Annotated in this window: 12 protein-coding genes; all 12 read right to left on the reverse strand. The window is 35.8% G+C overall.

The genetic code is table 11. The annotated features are described in order from the left end of the window. Positions 1 to 10: 10 nt before the first annotated feature. The 12 genes from C3L50_RS09345 to C3L50_RS09400 all read right to left on the reverse strand — a co-directional run bounded on the left by C3L50_RS09345 (position 11) and on the right by C3L50_RS09400 (position 22,489). Positions 11 to 1,594: a glycoside hydrolase gene (locus C3L50_RS09345; protein ID WP_103805902.1), complete on the reverse strand. Its 1,584-nt coding sequence runs from the start codon at positions 1,592 to 1,594 to the stop codon at positions 11 to 13. Between the two features lie 220 nt (positions 1,595 to 1,814). Further along, on the reverse strand, positions 1,815 to 3,458 hold the full coding sequence (locus C3L50_RS09350) for a glycoside hydrolase (RefSeq protein ID WP_103805903.1): 1,644 nt from the start codon (positions 3,456 to 3,458) through the stop codon (positions 1,815 to 1,817). Position 3,459: 1 nt separating this feature from the next. Then, positions 3,460 to 5,067 (reverse strand): RagB/SusD family nutrient uptake outer membrane protein, encoded by a 1,608-nt coding sequence (locus C3L50_RS09355; RefSeq protein ID WP_103805955.1) that lies wholly within the window; start codon positions 5,065 to 5,067, stop codon positions 3,460 to 3,462. Positions 5,068 to 5,078: 11 nt separating this feature from the next. Continuing rightward, entirely contained in the window at positions 5,079 to 8,090 is a 3,012-nt protein-coding gene (locus C3L50_RS09360; RefSeq protein ID WP_103805904.1) for a SusC/RagA family TonB-linked outer membrane protein, read from the reverse strand. A 48-nt stretch (positions 8,091 to 8,138) separates the two neighbouring features. Continuing rightward, on the reverse strand, positions 8,139 to 9,536 hold the full coding sequence (locus C3L50_RS09365) for a hypothetical protein (protein ID WP_103805905.1): 1,398 nt from the start codon (positions 9,534 to 9,536) through the stop codon (positions 8,139 to 8,141). A 682-nt stretch (positions 9,537 to 10,218) separates the two neighbouring features. After that, the gene (locus C3L50_RS09370) at positions 10,219 to 14,289 is read right to left on the reverse strand and encodes a hybrid sensor histidine kinase/response regulator transcription factor (protein ID WP_103805906.1); all 4,071 of its coding nucleotides are present in this window, start codon (positions 14,287 to 14,289) and stop codon (positions 10,219 to 10,221) included. Between the two features lie 258 nt (positions 14,290 to 14,547). Beyond that, positions 14,548 to 16,653: an FAD-binding and (Fe-S)-binding domain-containing protein gene (locus C3L50_RS09375; RefSeq protein WP_103805907.1), complete on the reverse strand. Its 2,106-nt coding sequence runs from the start codon at positions 16,651 to 16,653 to the stop codon at positions 14,548 to 14,550. A 122-nt stretch (positions 16,654 to 16,775) separates the two neighbouring features. Continuing rightward, positions 16,776 to 17,432, reverse strand: a complete 657-nt coding sequence (locus C3L50_RS09380; RefSeq protein WP_103805908.1) for an aspartate kinase — start codon at positions 17,430 to 17,432, stop codon at positions 16,776 to 16,778. Between the two features lie 107 nt (positions 17,433 to 17,539). Beyond that, entirely contained in the window at positions 17,540 to 17,899 is a 360-nt protein-coding gene (locus tag C3L50_RS09385; RefSeq protein ID WP_103805909.1) for a YraN family protein, read from the reverse strand. Between the two features lie 121 nt (positions 17,900 to 18,020). After that, positions 18,021 to 18,917, reverse strand: a complete 897-nt coding sequence (locus C3L50_RS09390; RefSeq protein WP_243400358.1) for a S66 peptidase family protein — start codon at positions 18,915 to 18,917, stop codon at positions 18,021 to 18,023. A gap of 109 nt (positions 18,918 to 19,026) precedes the next feature. After that, on the reverse strand, positions 19,027 to 20,991 hold the full coding sequence (locus C3L50_RS09395) for an endonuclease (protein WP_103805911.1): 1,965 nt from the start codon (positions 20,989 to 20,991) through the stop codon (positions 19,027 to 19,029). 76 nt (positions 20,992 to 21,067) lie between these two features. Continuing rightward, positions 21,068 to 22,489 (reverse strand): DUF5689 domain-containing protein, encoded by a 1,422-nt coding sequence (locus C3L50_RS09400; protein ID WP_165783994.1) that lies wholly within the window; start codon positions 22,487 to 22,489, stop codon positions 21,068 to 21,070. Positions 22,490 to 22,501: the final 12 nt, after the last annotated feature.

A 22,501-nucleotide genomic window follows, 5' to 3' on the forward strand; every position in this document is an offset into this window, starting at 1 on the left:
TACTACTGTTTTACTGAAATTCACCCACAAAAGTGACCACGGATTTAGCTGGAATTACAATGGTGTCTATTTTCTGGAGGGCTGCTTTTTTTAAATTGGAACTTTCGGAAGTAATATATGGCGTCAGTTCATTGTTCTTGAGCGTTCCTTTTGACAAATTAAATTTGTAATTCTGATCGGATGTGCCACAATTTACGGCAACAATTATTAGTTTTTTGTTTGCCGCATCCTTGTAAGCCGTTAGCATCACATCATTGGCAGAAGCCAATTCATCTTGGTTGGGCACGTCAACTCTTAACATTCCCGGACGCACAAACAAGGAGTAATTGCCCAAAGCCCAAAGTAGTTTTGAATCGTGGAATTCCCCATCATTTTTAACATAATCAGGAGCTGTTCCTCCATTGCTTTTTCCGTCATCCAAATAAATCAGACCGTCTTTATAATCGGCGCGAGTCAGCGAAGTCCACCATTGCCAAGAAGCCGCATTGGCAAGAGCCACGTCATTGTGTATCAAGCGGGCTACAAACAAGGCTGTTGGCATACCCAAATCTCTTGTTCCTCCTGAACCTCCTGGAATTTCAGTTTCTCCCGGATTTTCCAAAATGCAATATTCCGACTGCCAATATTTTAATCCCGGTTTTTGTTTGACATTGGCAGCAATCAATTTTCGGCTTAAAACTTGTCTGTCAATTGGCCAAGTCGTAAAATAACTGTGTCCCGAAATGGTGTTTCTTACGTTAGGCAATTTTGAAATATTCGTTTTTCCTTTACCAAAAAAGTAATCGATTTGATTGTCACGGTTTTCGTCATTTACATTTTCATATAAATAATTGATTTGCCCTGCTTCGCCAATCACAATTTCAGTATTCATTTTTTGGGATTTGAGTTTATCCGAAAGTGCTTTGATTAAATCGTATATTTCTTGGTTGGTTGCCGGAGTTCCTTCTTGGCTGTTTTTATCACCGTTATTGGGCATCCATTCCCATTGTGGTTCGTTTATTGGGCTCACATAATCAAATTTCATTCCTTCTTTTTTCTCCAATCCTTGAATGCTTTGAACCAAAAAATCGGCAAATTTTGGAATTGTACCTTCTTTTAAATTCAGTTTGTTTTTTTGTGTGGCAAAAGACAATCCGTTGTTGGTCATATGAACTGGCGGACTGTTCGTAAAAATCAGGTATTTTTCTACTCCTCGTTTTTTGGCAGCTTGCAAAAACCATCTTTGCCCTTCTTGTTTGGACCAATCGTATGTTCCATCAGCGTTTAAAAAACATTCACTTCGTCTCCATTGATCCGAAACTTTACTGGTTTCCCCTTGTTCTATACTTCCTGCTCCCAAGTTGAATCTCCAAATAGAAAGTCCAATTCCTTTTGGATTCCCTTGTGCATCGACTTCTTTGCTAAACAATAAATCGGCAATGGTATTCTTTTTTTGGTCAGGCCAATTTTTTCCAACAAATTGACATCTCCAAGCATCGGAAGCTCCAAAACCATCCATCGTTTGCAACACATTATCTGTGTTTATCGTGGCTGTTCGTTGTGCAAAAGCCAACGAACTTAACAACAAAAGAAAAGTGATGTAGGTGTTTTTCATTTTATATTCCAATTGATTTAACTTCTAAAATAATTTTTAATTAGCTTGTTGATTTAATCATAACTTCCTACAAAGGTACTAACTGATCTTGGTCTATTTTGGAATCTTAAAAAAGGATAAAATAGTTCCCATTATTAGGAAAGTAATGAATTAAGGTTTGCCTAAAAAATTAGACAAACCTTATTCACCAAACAAAACTACTAACTAACCAAATTAAAAATTATTTATACGTTCCAACGTATGTTACCACGGATCTAGCGCCTATTTCGAAATTGGCAGGATCTACATCTGTTCCTTTTTTCAAACTCAAAGCATCGGAGGTTGTGTAAGGTGTTAACTTATTATTCGTTAACGTTCCTCCTGAAAGATTCAATTTGTAGGTTCTAGCCGTTTTGCTAAAGTTGACTGCCACGATGACCAATTTTTTATTTGTTTCGTCTTTATAAGCCGTTAGCATTACATCGGTTGTAGCTGTTGAGTTGTCAATATTTGGTATTTGAACCCTTGCCATTCCTGGTTTTACAAAGAAAGAGAAGTTTCCTAAAGCCCAAAGTATTTTGGATTCTCTAACGTATCCATCATTTTTGCAATAATCTGCGCCTCCCGCTCCGTTACTGGCTCCATCATCTACGTGGATTAATCCGTCTTTATAGTCGCCTCTGCTTACTGCCGTCCACCATTGCCAAGAAGAAACTCCTCCGATGGCAATGTCGCTACTTACAATACGAGCCACCCAAAGAGCCGTTTGCATTCCTAAATCTCTTCCGGAACCAGCTCCACCAGGTAACTCGGCGGTTCCTGGACTTTCTAAAATACAATATTCAGAGGCCCAAAGGTTGAGTCCTGGAACTGTTTGTATTTTAGAAGCTGCAGATTGTCTTGAAGAAACTAGTGAACTCAATGGCCAAGCTTGCCAATAACTGTGTGCTGAAATAGTTTTCTTTACATTGCTTAATCCACCTATGTTTTTGGTAGAATTTGTTCCAAAGAAATAATCGATCTGGTTTGATCTACTCTCTGTGCCAGATACCGTTTTATAAAGTGGTTCAAATGCGCCTCCTTCACCTACTACAATTTGGGAATTCAATCCTTTGGCCAGTAATTTTGGCGACAAGGCATTTACAAAACTGTAAATATTGGCATTGGTTGCGGGAGATCCTTCTTGACTTGTACCGTTCCACTCGTATTGTGGTTCATTGAAAGGACTAACGTAATCTATGGTCAATCCGTGAACTGTTTTCAATTTATCAATAGAATTTAGCCAAAAATCAGCTAGTTCGGGCATTTTTCCGTCTTTCAAATTGTAAAATTCTTTGATACTTGCGTAAGCTTTACCATTATTGGTTAAGTAAACAGGCGCACTGTTGGTGAAAGCCAATAATTTTTCGACACCACGAGCTTTTGCGGCTTTCATAAACCAAACTTGACCTGCTTGTTTGTTCATATCATAACTAATTCCGTCGGTAGTGAAACATTCGGTACGTCTCCACTCATCTCCAATATCACTTGCGTTACCTTGTTCTGAACTTCCTGCTCCAAGGTTGAAACGCCATAAAGACAATCCAATTCCTTTTGGGTTACCGCTTGCATCGACATCTTTGCTAAATAATAAATCGGCGATTTGATTTTTTTTATCCAAAGGCCAATTTTTACCAATAAAATTACATTGCCAAGCGTCTGATGCTCCAAAACTCTCCATTGTTTGCAATTTCAAATCCAGATTTACATTCAAATCTCTCGTTGTTGTAGTTGGAGGCTGTGTATTATCTGTATTATCAGATGAGCTACAGCTTGTCAATGAGGAGTTAATTAAAAGTAAACCTGCAAATAGCAGGCTTACTTTATAGTTCTTAATATTAATCATGTTAGTAACCAGGGTTTTGTGTTATTAATCCACCACTTAAATCTCGTTCCAACTGAGGAATTGGCCACAATAAGTTTTTAGCCGGATTGAAATTGATTCCTTTATCTTGAGATTCTTTCAAGTTGGTAGTTTCAAAAGGATCTGTAGAACTCAAGTTGTATTTCACAAAAGTTCCGTTTGGTCCCAATAAGGATTCAATAACTGGTTTTGAAGTACTTGGGTCTTTTTCACGACGAATGTCAAACAAACGCAATCCTTCAAAAGCCAATTCTAAACGACGTTCTTTGTAGATTTGTCTCAAAAGATTTGGCCCTAACAATCCTACTTTTGGGTCAAGTTTGGCACGAACTCTAATCACATTGATATCATTTAAAGCTCCTGGCTCATCCTTCAATTGATAATTTGCTTCGGCTCTTGTTAAATACATTTCTGCCAAACGAATCAACGGCACGTTTAGTGGTAAATGTCCATCTTTTTTGTCCAATGCACGACGGGTTGCTATAGGAATATAGTATTTACGACAAATACGACCTGATTTATTGTCATTCAAGCTAAATTTGTGAGTAGGATTAAGAACTTCATCGCCATAAGCAGCTTCTCCCCATTTGGTGATGGTGCTTCTGCGACGTACTACATCATTTTCTGAAAGATAGGCGTTTTCTAAATCGCTGGTTGGCATACACCATCCCCAACCATCGATAACATCTTTGGCATCATTGCTTGGAAAGTTTTTCTTGTCTTCGCCTCTTGCTCCTGAAAAAGTAGGCAACATAGATCCTAAACTCTTATCTTGTACCGAAGAGGATTGAGCTTCCAAAATGGATTCGACACCATTGTGATTGTTCACATTCCAGATGTTCAAGAAATTGGCTTCAAGAGCAAAAGGGCCTTCTGTAATCACTTTGTTGGAATATTGTTTTGCTTCAGTCCATTTTTCTTGAAACAAAGATACACGGGCTAATAAGGCATAAGCAGCCCATTTGTTGACTCTTCCGTTTCTATCAACAGGAATATTTTCCAGTTTGGTTGCTGATTCTTTCAGATCTTTTTCTATTTGTGCATAAACGTCGGCAACAGGGCTACGTTCTAATTTTAAATCATTAGTTCCTAACGATTTTGTGTACAAGGGAACTGCTCCAAAATTATTTACCAACTCATAGTAGCAATAAGCACGAACAAACAAGGATTCTCCCATATATTGGTTTCTTTGAGATTCGCTAATTGGGGTATTTGCCATTTTCTCTAAACCAATATTCGCCGATTGAATGGTGTAATAATGTGCGGTATAAAGACTATTCAAAGCGCCCATATTTTCAGGTGTAATGACATACTGAGCACCTGGTCTAAACGCACTGTTGTCCTGACCCGTGTTGCCCATCCAGGCATCATCGCTAGCCGTTTCGTTAATTAATCTTGGTGCAAGCAATGTGTACCAATCTTTAGACAGTAACATCCTTTGTGTTAACTCATTAACATAATTCTCGCATTCTTGTGCGGTTTGAAAGTAGTTTTCTAAAGTTTGTGTTCCTCTTTCTTCTTTTTCAATAAAATTTTCGCAAGAAACTGCCAATAGAGAAAAAGCGATTATCGATATTATTATTTTTTTCATTTTCATTTTTATTAAAATCCTACATTAATACCCATCAAAACAGTTGGTTGAACAGGATAATTCCATCCTCCAAATCCTGAACCCAAAACACCACCACCAACTTCAGGATCTACACCTGTATAGTTAGTAAGTGTCCATAAATTTTGACCTGATATTGATATTCTTAATTTATCAAGTCCAAATTGGTTAAGGAACGTGTATCCTATTTGAATGTTTTTCATACGCAAGAAGGAACCGTCTTCAACATACAAAGAAGAGAATTTGGTGAAGTTTTCGTTATTGTCATTTTTAGACAATCGAGGAACATAATTTGAAGTTCCTTCTCCATTCCAAGCCATTTGATCTAGTCCAGCTACTTTGTTGGTCAAACTGGCACCATTATACAAATCTGAAATATTTTGATTTATCAATTCATTTCCAATACTTGCGTAGAAGTTGGCTATCAAATCAAAGTTTTTGTATGCAACACTTAAATTCAATCCCATAGTAAAATCGGCCCAAGGCGAACCTAATTTTGTTCTGTCTTTGTCATCGATTTTGCCATCATTATTCAAATCTTTGAAGCGAACATCTCCAGCTTGAGCATAAGGTTGTAATTTATTTCCGTGTTCATCTGTATGAGAGTTCAGTTCGGTTTGATTTTGAAACAAACCATCGGCTATATATCCGTAATAATATCCGGGTTCATCACCTTCGATGGTTAAGGTTCTATTACTTGATCCATATAATTTTTCTCCATCTGCAGACAAGCTAACCATTTTTACATTGGATGTGGTAAAAGTAAAGTCGGCTCCATATGAGAAATCTCCTTTTTTGTCTTTGTACGATAAAAGCACATCAATACCATTTGATTTCATTGATCCTACATTGGTCCATATTGTTGCATATCCAGGGAAACCGCTGTAAGTTGGAAATTGTTTTTTGAACAACATATCTTCTGTTGTTTTTTCGTAGTATTCTATTGATCCAGATAATTTATTTTTCCATAGTCCGAAATCAATACCAAAGTTAATATCCTCTACAGTTTCCCATTTAATGTCTTTGTTAGCCATTGAAGAAGGATAAGAAGTATCCACAACCTCATTACCAATAACGTAATATCCTTGGCCAATATTAGACTGGTAAACAGAACCTGGTAAACTTTGATTACCAACTTTACCCCAACCGGCTCTTAATCTAAGATCATTTACAACTGCTTTTGTGTTTTCCATAAAGCCTTCATTCGAAATTCTCCAAGAGGCTGAAGCCGATGGGAAATTGGCCCATTTGTTATTGGCCATAAATTTTGAAGAACCGTCACGTCTGAACGTTCCTGTCAAATAATATTTGCCATCATAATTATAAGAAAGACGCGAAATATAAGACTGTAAAGAACTTGACCAACTATTACCGCCACTGTTACGGTTTTTGGTTGCGGCATTTACTTCTCTCATCAAATCAGAGTTGTTTGGAACTCCTTCTCCATATCCCCAAACATCATTTCCATTGTATTCCTCCATTGTTGCACCGACCATTAAAGAAGCATTGTGTTTTTGAGCAAATGTTTTAGAATAAGTAGCCGTAGTCTGCCAAGTCCAGTCGTGATTAGTCGTGTTTTTTCTTTCAACACTATTGATTTCTGCTTTTTCGTGTGCTGCATCAATCTCGAAATCAGGTCTAAAGATACTTTGTGTTTTATCCCCTATTTCGATAGATCCTTGCGTACGGAAAACTAATCCTTTGATAGGTTCATATTGAAAATAAGCATTGGTGTTCAAGTTGTATAAATCTGTGTAATCATCATATCTAGCTACGGAAGCCACTGGATTCCACACATACGAAGGAGAACGTGCATAGATGCTATACTCATTTTCGGTACCATTCAATTGATCTGCTGGTTTGTAAATTGGGGTAATGGGATCAATTTTATCAAAATCGGCCCAGTTACCAGGTGAACCCCAAGTTTCATAACGTGGATTTAAAGTAATCCCCATAGAAATTTTGTCCGAAAACTTGAAATCGTTAGCAATTCTGGCAGTAACTCTTTCCCATCCTCCAATATTGTAAAAGGAATCGGAATTATAGTAATTTAAACTGATAGCATAAGTATTTTTATCTGAACCTCCACTAACTCCTATAGAAGCATTGGATACTTGAGAAGTTTTGTTAATTCCTGCTCCCCACCAATCGGTTGTTTTTCCTCTATATTGTTCAGCATTTGGCAAATATTCAGAATATCCAGAATTAGTATAGGCTTTGTTTAAGATATTGGCATAACTTTCAGCATCTGCCATATTGTAAGGGTTATTCATTATTTGAAGACCATTACTCAAATCGACATTGAATTTAGGCTTACCTACTTTTCCTTTTTTGGTTGTAATAAGGATAACTCCATTCGAAGCACGTGAACCATAAATAGCGCTAGCAGAAGCATCTTTTAATACATCCATAGATTCAATTTCATTATTGCTCAAGAAATTGATACTTGTTCCCATTGGGATTCCATCTACCACATAAAGAGGATCTGTACTAAGGTTGACCGTAGAGATTCCACGTATCAGGACTCTAGGTTGTGCGCCTGGTCCTCCAGCTCCTGTGATTTGAACCCCAGCCACTTTTCCTTGCAAAGATTCAGTAGCATTACCAACAGTCATTGTTTGAAGTTCTTTTCCTTTTACAGAAGCAATTGAACTGGTTACATCCTTTTTCTTAACAGTGGCATAACCAACAACTACGACCTCGTCTAATGCTTGATTGGATTCTTCCAACATTACATCAACAAGTGTTTTGTCTCCTACTTTTACAATTTTATTTGTGAAACCAATAAAAGAAAATTCGAGTTGAGCCTCTTTGTTTGGAACTATAATGGCATATTTTCCATCCAAATCAGTTGATGCCGATGTAGTTGTTCCTTTTACTGATACATTAACTCCAGGAATCGGTAGGGCTTTATTGTCCTTAACAGTTCCTTTTACTGTTATTTGCCCAAATGTTGTTGCGCTGCACAACACGGCAATAAATAACCATATATGTTTAAATTTCATGTTAAAATATTTTTATTAATTAAATGTTACAATCAAGTTCATAACATATTATTTTTTTGTTATAAAGGCTCTTTCTAATTCAGTGTCAACAATTACTTTATAAACACCTGGTGCTGCTGGATATTTAGCATTTCCATTTCCTCCTGGTGACATCGTTGCAATACCATTCTTGATTAATCTCCAAGACGGATCCCACCACTGGCCTGTGAAAGTACACTCCATAGTTCCTGTAAGCGTGTATTCTCCAACTAATTGATAAGGATTATTCGAATTATTAGCCAAGTGCAAACTGGTTTGTGTCCAGGCGTTCCAAGTATCCCAATTTGCTCCTTGAATACCTCCACCACAAACACTTACAAATGGTCTTCTTAGAGCGGCATCATCATGCCATAATCCGTTTGCAATATTGGACCAAACTTTACTTGTTGGGGTATATTTAGTAACTGTATAAAGTAATGTGTTTGGATTTACTTTTATTAGATAATATCCTTTTGTTGGTAAAACAATTGGTGATGAAGCAACATCATCTGCCAATTTTCCAGAAGAATTTAGACCAAAACAGTGTGGTGCAAAATCTGATTCTTGTCCTAAGAAATAGACCTCTTTATTATCTGAATCTGCATAATATTTGAATGTAAAATCTTGCCCAACTTTTTCATGAAAATACATTGGCACACCTACAGCATCAGTAGTAAGGTTAGTTCCTTTAGGCTGATCGCATAAATAGAGTGCAGGATATTCGTTAGTTGCTACAACATTGATTTTCAACGTCCCTGAATTGGGTATTGCAAATTTATCTCTGGTATTAATTGTCAATACATAATTGGCTGCAGTAACAGGCAAAGTAAATGTTTTGTTAAAAGTATAAGATTGAGGAGCTCCTTGTAATTGAACTAGTTCATTGATGCCTAGCGCATCACATTTCAATTCAACAAAATCGATACCCGAATTATCATTAACTGTAAAATTCACCGGCATTTGGTTACTAGTTGACAATAGGATAACCGCTCCCTCTTTTGGAGTAATCATTGTTACAGCAGGAGCATCAAACTCTCCATCCAAACGCAATTTAATTTCTTGATCGACTGAATTATTGGAAACGTCAGTTACGGTCAACTTAATTTTGAATGCTTCGGATGTACCTCTGTCGGCAGGAATCTCAAAGAAATAGCTCAAATTATAGGTTGTCAACAAAGGATCTGTTTCAAAGGTGATCACTTTATCCAAAGACAATTCTGGTATTTGAATTCTTACTGTCTTTAAGCCTAAATCATCGGCCAAGGCTGCTTTAATTTCAAATTTCTTGTTGGGAGCACCGTAAATCTCTGTTGTAGCGGCAACAACTGTTGGATTATCCGAACTTGGATAATCTGGCCCATTATCTTGACAACCTGTATAAAGGATTGTGAAAAAGGTTAGAAAAAATAAAAATGTGATTTTTTTCATCTCTTGAATTTTAAGGTTTTTATAGTTAGTTTTTTTCTAGAATAGAATTTTAATTAAATATCAAATTGATTTAAAATGCCCTATCATTAGATTAATTTGGAAAGATTAATTTCCAGAATGATTCATCAGATTTTTTATAATTGAACGGTAAAAACGATCTGATTTAGTCTAATTTCAACAATTGTTGTTGCAATAAATTGGTTTGTAAATGGAATGTTTGTTTTTTGTCATACTACTTTCTTTTAGATGGTTTATAATTGGTTTTTTATTTTTAATACTCTTTTAACTATATCGATTTATTAAAAACCGAAAAGCCTTTTAAATTTATTGGCATTCCGTTAATATAGAATTAACAGATGTTACTGCCATTCTAAATTAACAATCACAAAGTAATGGCTAGTTGTAAAGTTTAATGAGGGGTAAATTGGAAAAAATAGCAGGTCAAATTCGCAATAAGCTGAATTTTTAAACCATAAAATATGAAATGTAAAAAAAAAATTCATTTTTTTTTAATAGTATGTAATTATTATTTTAAATGTAGAATGAGTTTTTTTATCTTAAATTTATGAAAAAACGAGTTTTCAATAAATCAGAATTTATAGACTTAGAGAAATAAAAGCATAAAAAATCCGCATTAGAATTTGAAACAAATAAATTTCTAATGCGGATTCTTTCTTCTAAATTAGTTGATGATATTCAAATCAGAATCAAAAGACTTTTTGTATTTTTTGATGTATTCTGAAGGCGTGATTCCAAATAATTTTACAAATTGCTGCCTGAAATATTTTGGGTCTTCAAAACCTACCTCAGCACTTGCTTGGGCAATATTCATGTTTTCGGTTAACATTAACATGGCCGCTCTTCGAATGCGTATGGAACGGATAAACGCATTTAGGGTTTGTCCAGAAATGATTTTAATTTTTGTGTAAAGTGTTCTGTGACTCATTCCCATTTCAGTAGCAAAATTCTTGATGGTAAAATCACGTTCGTGAATATTTGCTTCGATAATGGCAATACATTTTTTCAGCATCTCTTGGTATTCGGCAGGAACCTTCTGGGTATTTTCTTTTAGGGTGATACTGTCCAAGAAATAGGCTCTTAAGTTACTGCGATTTTTCAATAGCGATTCCACACGAGCCATTAGCAAATCGTCGTCAAAGGGTTTGGTTATATAATCGTCTGCTCCGTCGCTTATTCCTTGAAGATGCGTTTCAGGATTTTTTGAAGCCGTCAATAATATTACCGGAATATGGGATAGACTACTGTTTTCTTTTATTTTTCGACACAATTCAAAACCATCCATAACGTCCATTGCAATATCGCTAATTACCAAATCGGGCATGTGTTTTTTGGTTAGTTTCAAACCTTCTTCACCATTCTCTGCACTATAAATTATATAGACCTCTGAAAAAAGCCTGATTAAATAATTTCGGATATCGGTATTGTCTTCAATAATCAAAAGGATTCGCTTATCGGTAAGTATCGCTTTATGCAATTCATTTTCTGAAATGGCATTAACCGAAACTTCAATGCCTGCTTCGGTGTCATCGGCCATCAATTCCTCTACCAACGGACTCATTTTGGGTGTAACGGTACTAATTTGCAAATTCTCAAAATGGTCTTCTCCTTTCAGAAAAGTTAATTTAAACACACTTCCTTTTCCTATTTCGCTTGTGCAACTTACAGTTCCTTTGTGTTTTTCTATAAAATACCTGACGATGAAAAGCCCAATTCCAAATCCAGAGCTCCCACCAACTGGCGTTTTAGAGTTTACTTGCCTGAATTTGTCGAAAATAACTTCCAAATCATTTTTTGCGATTCCATTACCACTGTCTATAATTTCTATGCTGACATTTGTTTCTGTTTCGGACAAAACCAAGCTTATTTCTCTTCCATCGGGAGTGTATTTAAAAGCATTTGACAATAAATTAAACAAGGATATTTCTATTTTTTCGTAATCGCCAATAATTTCAATGTTGTTTTCTGGTATTTGAAAAGTATAATCAATTTTTTTGTCTTTGGCTTGATTTACAAAACATTGAAAAACTTCATAACACAAATTATTGACATTTATGACAGACATTTTGAGTTCATCGGCATCATTTTCGGCCTTGCGAAAAAGCAACAACTGATCTACTAAACTCAAAAGGCGTCTGGCATTTCGATGGGCAATGACTAAATCAGTTACTGAGGAACTGTTTTCTAAATTTCCTGTTTTAATTGCTTTTTTTAGCGGATTGATAATCAAAGACAATGGGGTTCTAAACTCGTGGGAGATATAAGTAAACATTGACGATTGTTTTTCGGCAATTTCCTTTTCTTTGGCTCCTTCTAATTCGGCAATTTTTACTTTATACTTTAATTTTTCTTTGTTTTTGTTGTATCTAACATAACCATAAATAAGTCCTGCTCCAGCCAGTAAATAAAAGGTATAAGCCCACCAACTTCTATACCAAGGAGGCGAGACGATAATGGTAACCAGATTTTCCTCTTTATTCCATCCACCTCTAAAGTTGGTTGTTTTTACTTTAAAAACATAAGTCCCTTCTGTCAATCGGGCATAATTTGCTTTTCGGGCTTGGCCTACATAATTCCATCGATTGTCCCAGCCTTCTAAATAATAGGCATAATTTATTTTATCGGCATTATTGTAATCCAATGCAACAAATTCTATGGACAAGGTGGTTTGGTCATAAGGCAAATTGACTTCCTTGATTTTACCCGAATCCCAGTTTGTAATCAGTTCATTTTTACTCTCTTCAATAGATTGATTGTTTACATAAAAATCCGATAGCAGCAAGTTGTACTTTTGATTGAATTCCTTGATGTCTTCTGGAAAAAAGGAGTTGAATCCGTTTATTCCTCCAAACAGGAATTCTCCAGAAGATAATTTAAGTCCTGCATTGAAACTAAACTGATTGCTTTGCAAGCCATCAGTTACCGAAAAATTTCGAAATGTTCGGTTCTTTTTATCAAATCTACAAATGCCATTATAGGTACTCATCCATAAATTTCCGGCTTTGTCTTCTAAAATTCTCAAAATTGTATTAGAAGGCAAACCATCGTCTGTAGTTAAACGATTAAATTTATTTGTTTTTCTGTCAAATAACAGCAATCCACCTTCTTGAGTGCCTACCCAAAGGTTTTTGTCCTTGTCTTCATGAAGAGACCTTATGGAATTACCAATTGGAAATTTTCTGTATTTTTTAGTCTTTTTGTCAATGGCTAACAAAGAAGTATAATTACATCCCCAAAATTTGCCGTCGCTCGTCTCAATAAGGCATTGCAAATTATCGATTGATTTATTAAAGAGTACAAATGTATTTTTAGCCCTATCAAATAAGTACAAAGAACCTTCATTGGTAGCGCTGGCCCAGATATCGTCATCGGAGTCTTTATAGACAAACCAGACATTTTTTTCGATTTGTTTGGTAAATGAGTTGTAACACGAAAACCGAGTGACACTATGGGTTACGGGATTAATGCGGTTGATGCCACCAGCCCAAGTGGACACCCAAATCTGATTGTCGGTATCTCTTATTATGCTGGTAATAAAATTACTGCTAATTTTATAAGTCGAATTGTTCGAATTGCCATAAATCGTATAACTATTTGATTTTCTGTCCCAATACTTCAAACCCGCGCCATCAGTACCAATCCATAGATTTTTTTTCTCGTCTTCACAAAAGGACAGAATAAAATTTTCGGCAGGTTCATTGACTTTTACATTGTATTTGAAATTTTTAAAGTATTTTGGGCTGTTGCCAATCATACTTATTCCACCACGCAAAGTTCCAATCCATTTATTTCCTGCAATATCTTCATACAAACTCCAAATCGAATTGCTTTTTATATATTGTTGTCCGTTGGCAAACTGGAATGGAAACGCTTTTTTATTTTTATCGATTATTTTATAAATACCATAGCCATCGGTAGTCAACCACAGTTCTTTTTTCTTGTCAATAACAATATCAGTAACGGTGCAGTTATTTATTAAGTAATTTGCCGAAAGAGAGTAGGTTTTGGTATTAAAAGAAAAAATACCTTCATCGGTTCCCAACCAAAGTGTATTATCTACAGAGAGTTTCATACATTTTACCTCCATCGAAAGCGGATAAACAACTTCCATCTTATTGGAATGATATCTATATTTACAAACACCTATATTTCTTACAAATACCCAACAAGAAGAATTTTTGGAATCATTTTCAAGAACAGCTGCATTATAATTGTATTTTTCAATTGGATTATTGGATTGTTCCAATGCTATTGATTTGCCCTGAAATGAACCATTTTTATAAACCAGTAAACCAAAATTTTGAGAAGCCACCAACACCAAATCTTTTGAAACCGATCGAATCTGGTGAATGACATCTTTTACAGTTTGTGTTTTAGTACTCGAAAGATATTCAATGGGGTGAAAAATAGATTTCTTTTTATCGAAAACACAGGCGCCATTTGCACCTCCAACCCAGATGTTTTTTCTTGAATCGCCCTCAATGCAGTAAATAGTATTAAACGACAATGAGTTTTTGTCGTTGATTCTATTGCGATATACTTTAAAATTATATCCGTCATATCGATTGAGTCCATCATAAGTTCCAAACCACATAAATCCATCACTATCCTGATGAATTGCGGTTATTGAATTGTTGGACAGCCCATCGGATATATCAAGAAATTTAACCGGATATTCTTGCGAAAAACCAGCTAAAGAAAAGACGAAGACAAAATATAAAACAATTTTTTTCAAGATAATATACTTAAAGAATAACTAATATTTTTCTAATGTATAGCAAAAAAAAGGATTAATCAAATTTTAATTAGTACCTAAAAGTGGCAAGTCAAAAGTCTAAGGTCAAAAGTTCCTACTAAATTGAGACTAATTGGATTTTCTACTTCAGTATTTTGGGTACATTTATTAGACACAATTTTTCTACAATCAGCAAGACTTTATAACTTTAAACTTGTGACTTTGGGGATAATTGATTTTATCAATGAGAATCTATGGTCAGTTTTTGGTGTTAATTTTATGGGCGCCTTTAGGCATTTCGGGAATCCATTTTGGAATTTTTCCAAAGCTTATAAAATGGGAACAATTAGATAAAGCCGTCATAATTTTAGTGCCAAAAATGGAATGAAAAAAGGAAACCATTTTCAATCCCACTCTCAAAATTGCCGTAGTTCCTGCCATATGAGAGCCAATGTAAGCAGCAACTTTTTTATTGCCAGATTTTAATTCGTTGGCACGCCAAGTTTTTACAAATTTCCCAGTGTCAATGTTTACTGGGCAAGCCAAGGCACAAAGCCCATCGGTGGCACAGGTTTCATCTAATTGATAGGTGACATCTTTCTGAATTTCCGCTAATCGAGTTGGGTCTTCATTCGTTTCTTCCAAACGGCTAATTTCTCGGGCAATGACAATACGTTGTCTGGGTGATAAAGTCAATCCTTCAGAAACGCAATGCGGTTCACAAAAGCCACATTCCATACATTTATCCACTATGAGGTGAGATTCTGGCATTGGTTTTAGGTTTTTGAGATGCGCTTTTGGATCTGGATTGATTAAAACATCTGGATTGATTTTATTATGAGGATCAAAGATGTTTTTGATGCGTTTCATGATTTCGTAAGCAGCTGTTCCCCATTCTTTTTCCACAAATGGCGCCATATTTCGACCTGTTCCGTGTTCGGCTTTTAAGGAACCATTAAATTGATTCACAACTAAATCGGCCAATTCAGCCATCAGTTTTTCATATCGATCGACTTCGGTTTGGTTTGAAAAATCTTGAGAAAATACAAAATGCAAGTTTCCTTCCAAGGCGTGACCAAATAAAACGGCATCGTGGTATTCGTATTTCTTGAACAAATCTTTCAAGGCCAAACATGCATCAGCCAATTGTGGTAATGGAAAAGCAACGTCTTCAATGATGACCGAAGTTCCGTTTTTTCGGAGTCCGCCAACCGTTGGTAATAAACCTTTTCGAGCTTTCCAATTGAAATAATATTGTTTGGGGTCTCTCGTAAATTCATAATCCGTATAGGTTGGAATGGATTGAATTTGCAGTCGAATTTGTTCTTGTTTTTGATGTATAACTTCCAAATCATTGTCTCGACATTCGACTAATAAAGCACAGGCTGATTCTGGTAATGTTTTGAAATAGGTTGGCGCATCTGGATCAAATTCGACTGAACGAATGGATTCTCTATCCAATAATTCTACGGCAGCAACAGGACTTGATTTTAATAAAATAGTAGCATTGCAGGCATCCTGAATCGTGTTGAAAATAATCAAAGAGCAAGATTTGTACTTTTCGTCAATGACTGTTTTGAAAGTTACGTTGGATATAAAAGCCAAAGTCCCTTCCGATCCAACCATCAAATGTTTGATGATTTCAATAGGATCTTGATAATCAACCAAAGCATTGATGCTGTAGCCTGTGGTGTTTTTTATTTTGAATTTATTCTTGATGAAATGATACAAAGTTTCATCGTTTTTGATGGTATCTCTTAGGCTTTCTATTTCTTGAATTAAGCCTTTTTGATTGTTTTTGAAAGCAGCAACACTATCTTGATTTGCGGTGTCAAGAATAGTTCCGTCGTTTAATACAATTCGGATATCGGCTATGGTTTGATAGGAGTTTTGAGCTGTTCCGCAGCACATTCCGCTGGCATTATTGGCAACAATTCCGCCAATCATTGCTGCACCAATTGACGCCGGATCGGGGCCAATTTTTAATCCGTGAGGTGCTAAAAATGTATTCGCTCTTGCTCCAACAATTCCGGGTTCTAATTTTATTTTTTGATTGTTTTCTAAAAGTTCAAAATTTTTCCAACCGTGAGTGGCAACCACCAAAACCGAATCGGTAATCGCTTGACCAGACAAACTGGTTCCTGCTGCCCGAAAAGTCAAAGCGATATCGAGTATTTTGGCATGTTTGATGATTTCGATTATTTCCGTTTCGTTGTGAGCTAGAATTACAATTTTAGGAATAAGTCTATAAAAACTGGCATCGGTTCCGTAAGCAAGGGTTTGCAACGGATTGTCCAAAATTCTTTTGGGATCAATAGATTTTGATAAATTATCTTTTAATTTTTGATAAGCAGGAGCTAACATGGGAAATGTTCTATTTTTAGAATGTAAATTTAGGGATTAGAAAGTTCTTATTATAATTTTTAATTTTAACAAAAAAAAACGAAGCACTATGGCCTCGTTTCTATATAAAAAAAGAAAAGTTGTTAGTTTTTCAAATCTTTAATCACTTTGAATGCGATATCTACTTCATCCTCGCTAACCAAAATAGTGAATTCGTTTGAAGTCGAAATGACTTCATTGATGATAATTCCTTCCCAAGCCAAACGCTGAAAAATAAAATAATAAATTCCAGGAACAACTATATTTTCTTTCGGTAATTTAACGGTAATCGAAGCTAAATTTTCTAGTTTTTGAATTAATCTTTCGTTGGCAAAATGTTTGTCAACCAAATGATTTACGGTGTTGCTCACTACAATATTAGTTTCATTTACACCTCTTGATGAGGTATAAAATATATCCGAAAAAGTATTGATATCGGTAATTAAATCGGCTTGTTTGTTCAAAACAGTATCCGAAGCTGCAAAAGTATAATCGGTCAACGAAGAGCGAACGGTGATTTCGCCAATGTTTTTGATAACCTTATTGATCTTGTGATTCAGCCTAAAATCCAACTCTTCGGTTAGTCTTTTTAAAGCCATTACAACAGCGCCTTGTTTGACTTCTTTTCCAAATTCTGATTCCAATTCAACCATAATATTTCTGGACAAAGAGGTCAAATTGATGATTCCAAGCGACAAAGCATTTAGTAAAAATGGCTTTGTTTTGATGTAATTTTCTACAATAGAGGAAACAGTTTTCATGGCAAAATAGGTGTTTTTACTTAGTTTGTACTTGGTTTTTGGTTTAAAAACTTCTGCAAAGATAAATAAAAAACAATTTGTTACAAATATAACATTAAATTTTTTTATTAAAAATGATAAAAAGCGTCTTTAAGATGCTCAATTACAAAAGATTTGTCTTCTTTGTGGATGGCGATAATGTCAAAACGAACATCAATATCTATATTTTTTGAAATTACGTATTCGTTTACTGCTTTTACAAGAAGTTGAATTTTCTTTGGTTTCACAAAATCTTGGGGCAAACCAAATTCTAACGATGAGCGAGTTTTTACTTCAACAATAGCAAGTGTATTTTGATTTTTGGCAATAATGTCGATTTCTGCTTTTTGAAAAGTCCAATTGGTTTCCAGAATTTCATAGCCTTCTTTCTGAAGAAATTCAACAGCTAATTCTTCTCCCAGTTTTCCTAATTCGTTGTGTGAAGCCATAGAAATTTTAGATTTTAGAATGCAGATTTTAGATTTCAGAAAATAGAATAAAGAGCAAAGAAAAAAGAAATCGGAATCAACCTTTTAAAGTCTATCCTCTTTACTCTTTCTTCTATTCTCTTTACTCAAAAACCACCGTACCACCATTTTCATTAACCTCCAAACTAACGGTATTTCCCATAATCAAGGCTCTGTTGTCGTGAACGTGTCCTGCTGGGAAATTATAGAGAATTGGGATATTGTATTTTTGGGTTATATCTTGCACAATTTCATTGGCATTTTTTCCCCAAGGAATGTCATTGTCTTTCATTTTTGTCATTCCGCCCACAATAATTCCTTTGATACTTTCAAGACAGCCGTTGCGTTTCAGGTTCATCATCATTCGGTCGATATGATAGAGGTATTCGTCCAAATCTTCGATGAATAAGATTTTGTCGGTACAGTCAATCGCTGATTTAGACCCGAACAAACTATTTAAAATAGACAAATTTCCGCCAACTAATTCGCCCGTAGCTTTGCCAAAACGATTCATCGGAAAGGGATTAATTTTATATGATATCGGTTCGCCAAACAAAGCACTTTTCAAAGACGCTTTAGATTCGGGGGCTGTAGTTGCAATGCTAACAGGCATCGTGCCGTGAATGGATTTGAATCCCATCGTATTGAGATGGTTGTGCAAAACCGTTACATCACTGAAACCTACAATCCATTTTGGATGTTGTTTGAATTTAGTAAAATCTAATAAGTCTATCATTCGAACGGTGCCATAACCACCTCGAACGCACCAAATAGCTTTGATGTTGGGATTATCCATTTGTTGTTGAAAATCGGCAGCACGTTGTTCATCCGTTCCAGCCAATTGATTATAATCCAATCCAATCGTGCTTCCTATAACGACTTCTAATCCCCAAGAATGCAATAAATCTATTGAAGGTTTCAGATTGTCATCAATATTTTTTCGGGCTGTTGACACAATGGCAACGGTGTCTCCTTTTTGTAAATAGGCTGGTGTAATCATACTGGTTTGGGCTTGGAAATTTATAGATTGAAAAACAAAAATAAGGATTAGAAGTTTATAAAAAACAGCATTGTTATTTTTAAAAAAGTTTCTAATAGCAATCATATTTTTATTCAATTAGTAATTTTTTGACAACTGTTTTGTCCTCTGAATGGATTTTGGCATAATAAACTCCAGTTGGAAAATCAATGGCTAATTTTGTTTCTCCATAAATTTTCTGCTCCAAAATTTTTGCTCCAAGGCTGTTGTAAATTTCGATGTTAGCCTCTTCATTCAAACCAGAAATCGTAATCGATTTTTGGGCTGGATTAGGATAAAGAGTCACTTTTAAATTCACAAAATCAGGATTCGACAAATTGAAATGCCAGGTTTGACCAGCTTTTGCTCCCCAAATATAATTCGCCAAATCGGGATAATCAATAAACGGATTTCGGTTGACTTGCCAAGTGTAAATATAATTATTTCTGTTCATTTCAAAATCATCGGCTGGGTCTAACGTATTCCAAGTTAAGAGCGAAGCCAAATCGCCCAATTGCCCAACGGTGGTGTCGGCAATATCTCCATTGACAATACTCAAAGCATTGTAGCGAACTGCCATATAAAAAACGGAACGTGCCACATCGCCTTTCCACGAACCTTTGGTTCCGCTGGGACCGTTGTAGCCTGTTAAGCCATAATCGTTGTTATTTCTAAGGCTGTTTTGGGCACCATCTTCGGCACGAAGGTGATGGGCATCGGCGTGACCGGCAAGAATATCGTCGGCATTAGTCGGCAACCAAAAATTAATTCCGTCTGGAATACTTTCGGTTCCATCGGTAAAACCGCCACGCGATTGCGGATAAATGTGTTCGCGATTCCATTTTCCGGTATTGATTCCGGTGTCTTGAAATTCTAGTTTGGAACGGCCTTGTTCAACATACATCAACCAAACTTCGTTGCTGTTCAAAGGGTTTTGATCGGCGGTTTTTAGAATATCAATAATATCGCCATAATTATGAGCATGAACAACAGCTGGATTGGCAATAATATCTTGAATGGCTTGTTTTAAAGCAGCTCCCGAAAGTCCTTCAAGCGAGGCATAATATCCCGCAGGAGCTGTACTGGAAACAATGCCATAGGTTGGATTTAAAGGTGTTCCGAATGGAGCAACGGTAAAATCATTATCGACCACTCGAATTTCGATATTGTCGTTGAGTTTTTTGTATTGAACAGGAATTGCACCTATTTTAATTTTCAAAACTTCGTCGCCTTCGTTCAAAACATCGTCAATAAGTGTGATAGTTGTGGTGAAAGTATTGGAACCTGAAGGAATTAAAACAGTAGTATTGCCAGAAAAATCGGCAGAGGTGAAAAAAGAATTATTTAAAGTAAAAGTAAATGTCAAATCGCTGGTTACATTGGTTTGGATTGTGAAAGTTATTGGAAAACTATCGCCTTCATTTTTATTGACAGTATTTGCGGTTATTGAAATTCCGTTGAAAATGATTCCACTTCCATCATTATTAGCTCCAGGAGTTGGGTTTTTGGTTTCATAGGTTCCGTCATTTTTTCTTTGAATAGATTGGGTGGTTTGAAGGCTGTTTTGTCCTTCGTCATATTGAACAGAAACTCCTAACAAAGCCATTAAAGCTGTAGCATCGGCATCTTTGGTGTCATACATTAAAGCGTCGATGAGGTTTGTGGTCGTTGCTAAAGTGTCGTCGGGAAAATCGGAGGAGTTTCCTAGGTATAATCCAACGCCATCGGCACCATTTTGAATGATATTGTCTGGAAATATTTTGTCTGGAGATGGAGAAACAAGTGAATTTCCAATGAGAACAATTCCGTTGGCATCGGTGGTCAATCCGTCTAAATCTATGGTGTAATAACTTTTGTTGGCGGTGGTGGAAGTGGCATTTCCATTGAAGAAAACCAATACATAACCGTCTAACGGAAAGTTGGGCGTGGTCGATTTTAATTCGATAAATTCTTTGTCATCCGTACTTGGTGTATCAGAATCTAATTCGTTGATAACAACCTGACCAGAAGTTATATAACTAAAAGTTAAAAGGAGTAGGGTATAAAATTTTTTCATTGGAATGAAATTTAAAGAATAAAAAAGGCTTCCATATCACGGAAGCCTTTTAGATTTATTTTTTCACAATAAAAGATTAATTTACTGAAATATTATCCAATTGCAAAGTGGTTGTTACTGCTGGGAAAGCGTTTGCATTTCCAGCATATTCAAACACAAAATAACCGTTTCCTGTTACCGTTGCTGGAATGGCATAAACGCCACTAGCTGTAAAGGTGGTTCCATAACCCGATGTTGGAGTAGTAGGAATGGTAAAGTTTGAAGTGATATTGACCATTTTTGAAGTGTCAACTTTTCCTCCAGGAGTATAATTTGTTGCTAAAACATAATAAACATTTAAAACAGCTCCGTTCCAAAATCCCATATTCGATTTGAATGAAAAAGTACTTGCTGCTGTCATATTTACTGGAACAAATAAATAAGTGTTATTAGCACCACCAGATCCAAACGAAGTCATTTGGATGTATTTGTTACTACTAAATGTCAATACTCCCCAATATCTTGAACCTACAGCAGCTTCATTGATGTAATTTGGAAAATTAGTTTGAGATGGTGAAGAAGTATAACTCTCGAAAGTTTCATTCACTGTTGATGGGAAAACGTTTGAATTTGCACCAATAATTGCAGGGGTATAATCTACTCTAGGGTTTGGCATATTCGCATCCCGTTCGGTTCTCATAATAATTTGGTAGGTTGAATTGTATCTAGTCAAAACTCCTCTAATTTTTCCTTTACCTGTTGGAACTTTATAACCCGCAAAATTGGCAAATCGGCTGGTTCTAATGGTTAAATTACTTGTTCCGTTTGTTACAAAAATACTGGAATCAAAATCATCATTTCTATTGGAATCGTAGGTTCCGCCAGCAGCTTCGTCCGTAAATTGAACATCATCAATTTCGACTAAAGTATTCAAATAAGCCGCTCCGTTTAAGGCCTGTGCTAAAGTAATTTTTTTGACAATAGCATCTTCGCTTACTGCATCACAAGAAGCAATAAGGTGTTTTGGATAAACTAATGTAGCCAATCTATCTACTGCAAATTGTTCTGTTGGAGGTGCTCCGAAAATTAAGCCTCTACCAAAACTGGTTGGATTTGCATAGGCCAATCCGTTAAGTTTTAGAAACACTTTTTTTCCAGGTTGAAAGTTTTTGCCATAAAGATTCACTTCATCTATAGAAAGGTTAAATCCTTTCGAACCATCAGTAGGTTGAAAATACATGCTTTTGTAGAAATTTCCGCCTTCGTCACTAGAAATTACATAAGCTTCGATGTAATCAAAAATTTCTTTTCCAGTTACAGGGTCTTTTGCAGCAGCAGGATAAATTAGTGTTGTGCCATTTGCTGGTGCACTTGTGTATAAATCGTTTACTTCCTTAGTTTTGGTCAAACCGGGATTTACACAATCAAATTTTGGAGTATCGTAAGTATCATTCACACAACTGGAGAACAACCCCAAGGTCGCCAAAATGATGCAACTATTTTTTATACTATTTTTCATAAAGCTTAATTC

The sequence above is a fragment of the Flavobacterium alvei genome, assembly GCF_002920895.1.
GTDB lineage: Bacteria > Bacteroidota > Bacteroidia > Flavobacteriales > Flavobacteriaceae > Flavobacterium > Flavobacterium alvei.

Coding starts and splice junctions, on each gene's coding strand:
- C3L50_RS09390 (WP_243400358.1), bottom strand. CDS start 18,917: ATGATTACACCAGCCTATTTACAAAAAGGAGACACCGTTGCCATTGTG.
- C3L50_RS09355 (WP_103805955.1), bottom strand. CDS start 5,067: ATGAAAAAAATAATAATATCGATAATCGCTTTTTCTCTATTGGCAGTT.
- C3L50_RS09350 (WP_103805903.1), bottom strand. CDS start 3,458: ATGATTAATATTAAGAACTATAAAGTAAGCCTGCTATTTGCAGGTTTA.
- C3L50_RS09345 (WP_103805902.1), bottom strand. CDS start 1,594: ATGAAAAACACCTACATCACTTTTCTTTTGTTGTTAAGTTCGTTGGCT.
- C3L50_RS09385 (WP_103805909.1), bottom strand. CDS start 17,899: ATGGCTTCACACAACGAATTAGGAAAACTGGGAGAAGAATTAGCTGTT.
- C3L50_RS09375 (WP_103805907.1), bottom strand. CDS start 16,653: ATGTTAGCTCCTGCTTATCAAAAATTAAAAGATAATTTATCAAAATCT.
- C3L50_RS09395 (WP_103805911.1), bottom strand. CDS start 20,991: ATGAAAAAATTTTATACCCTACTCCTTTTAACTTTTAGTTATATAACT.
- C3L50_RS09365 (WP_103805905.1), bottom strand. CDS start 9,536: ATGAAAAAAATCACATTTTTATTTTTTCTAACCTTTTTCACAATCCTT.
- C3L50_RS09400 (WP_165783994.1), bottom strand. CDS start 22,489: ATGAAAAATAGTATAAAAAATAGTTGCATCATTTTGGCGACCTTGGGG.
- C3L50_RS09360 (WP_103805904.1), bottom strand. CDS start 8,090: ATGAAATTTAAACATATATGGTTATTTATTGCCGTGTTGTGCAGCGCA.
- C3L50_RS09380 (WP_103805908.1), bottom strand. CDS start 17,432: ATGAAAACTGTTTCCTCTATTGTAGAAAATTACATCAAAACAAAGCCA.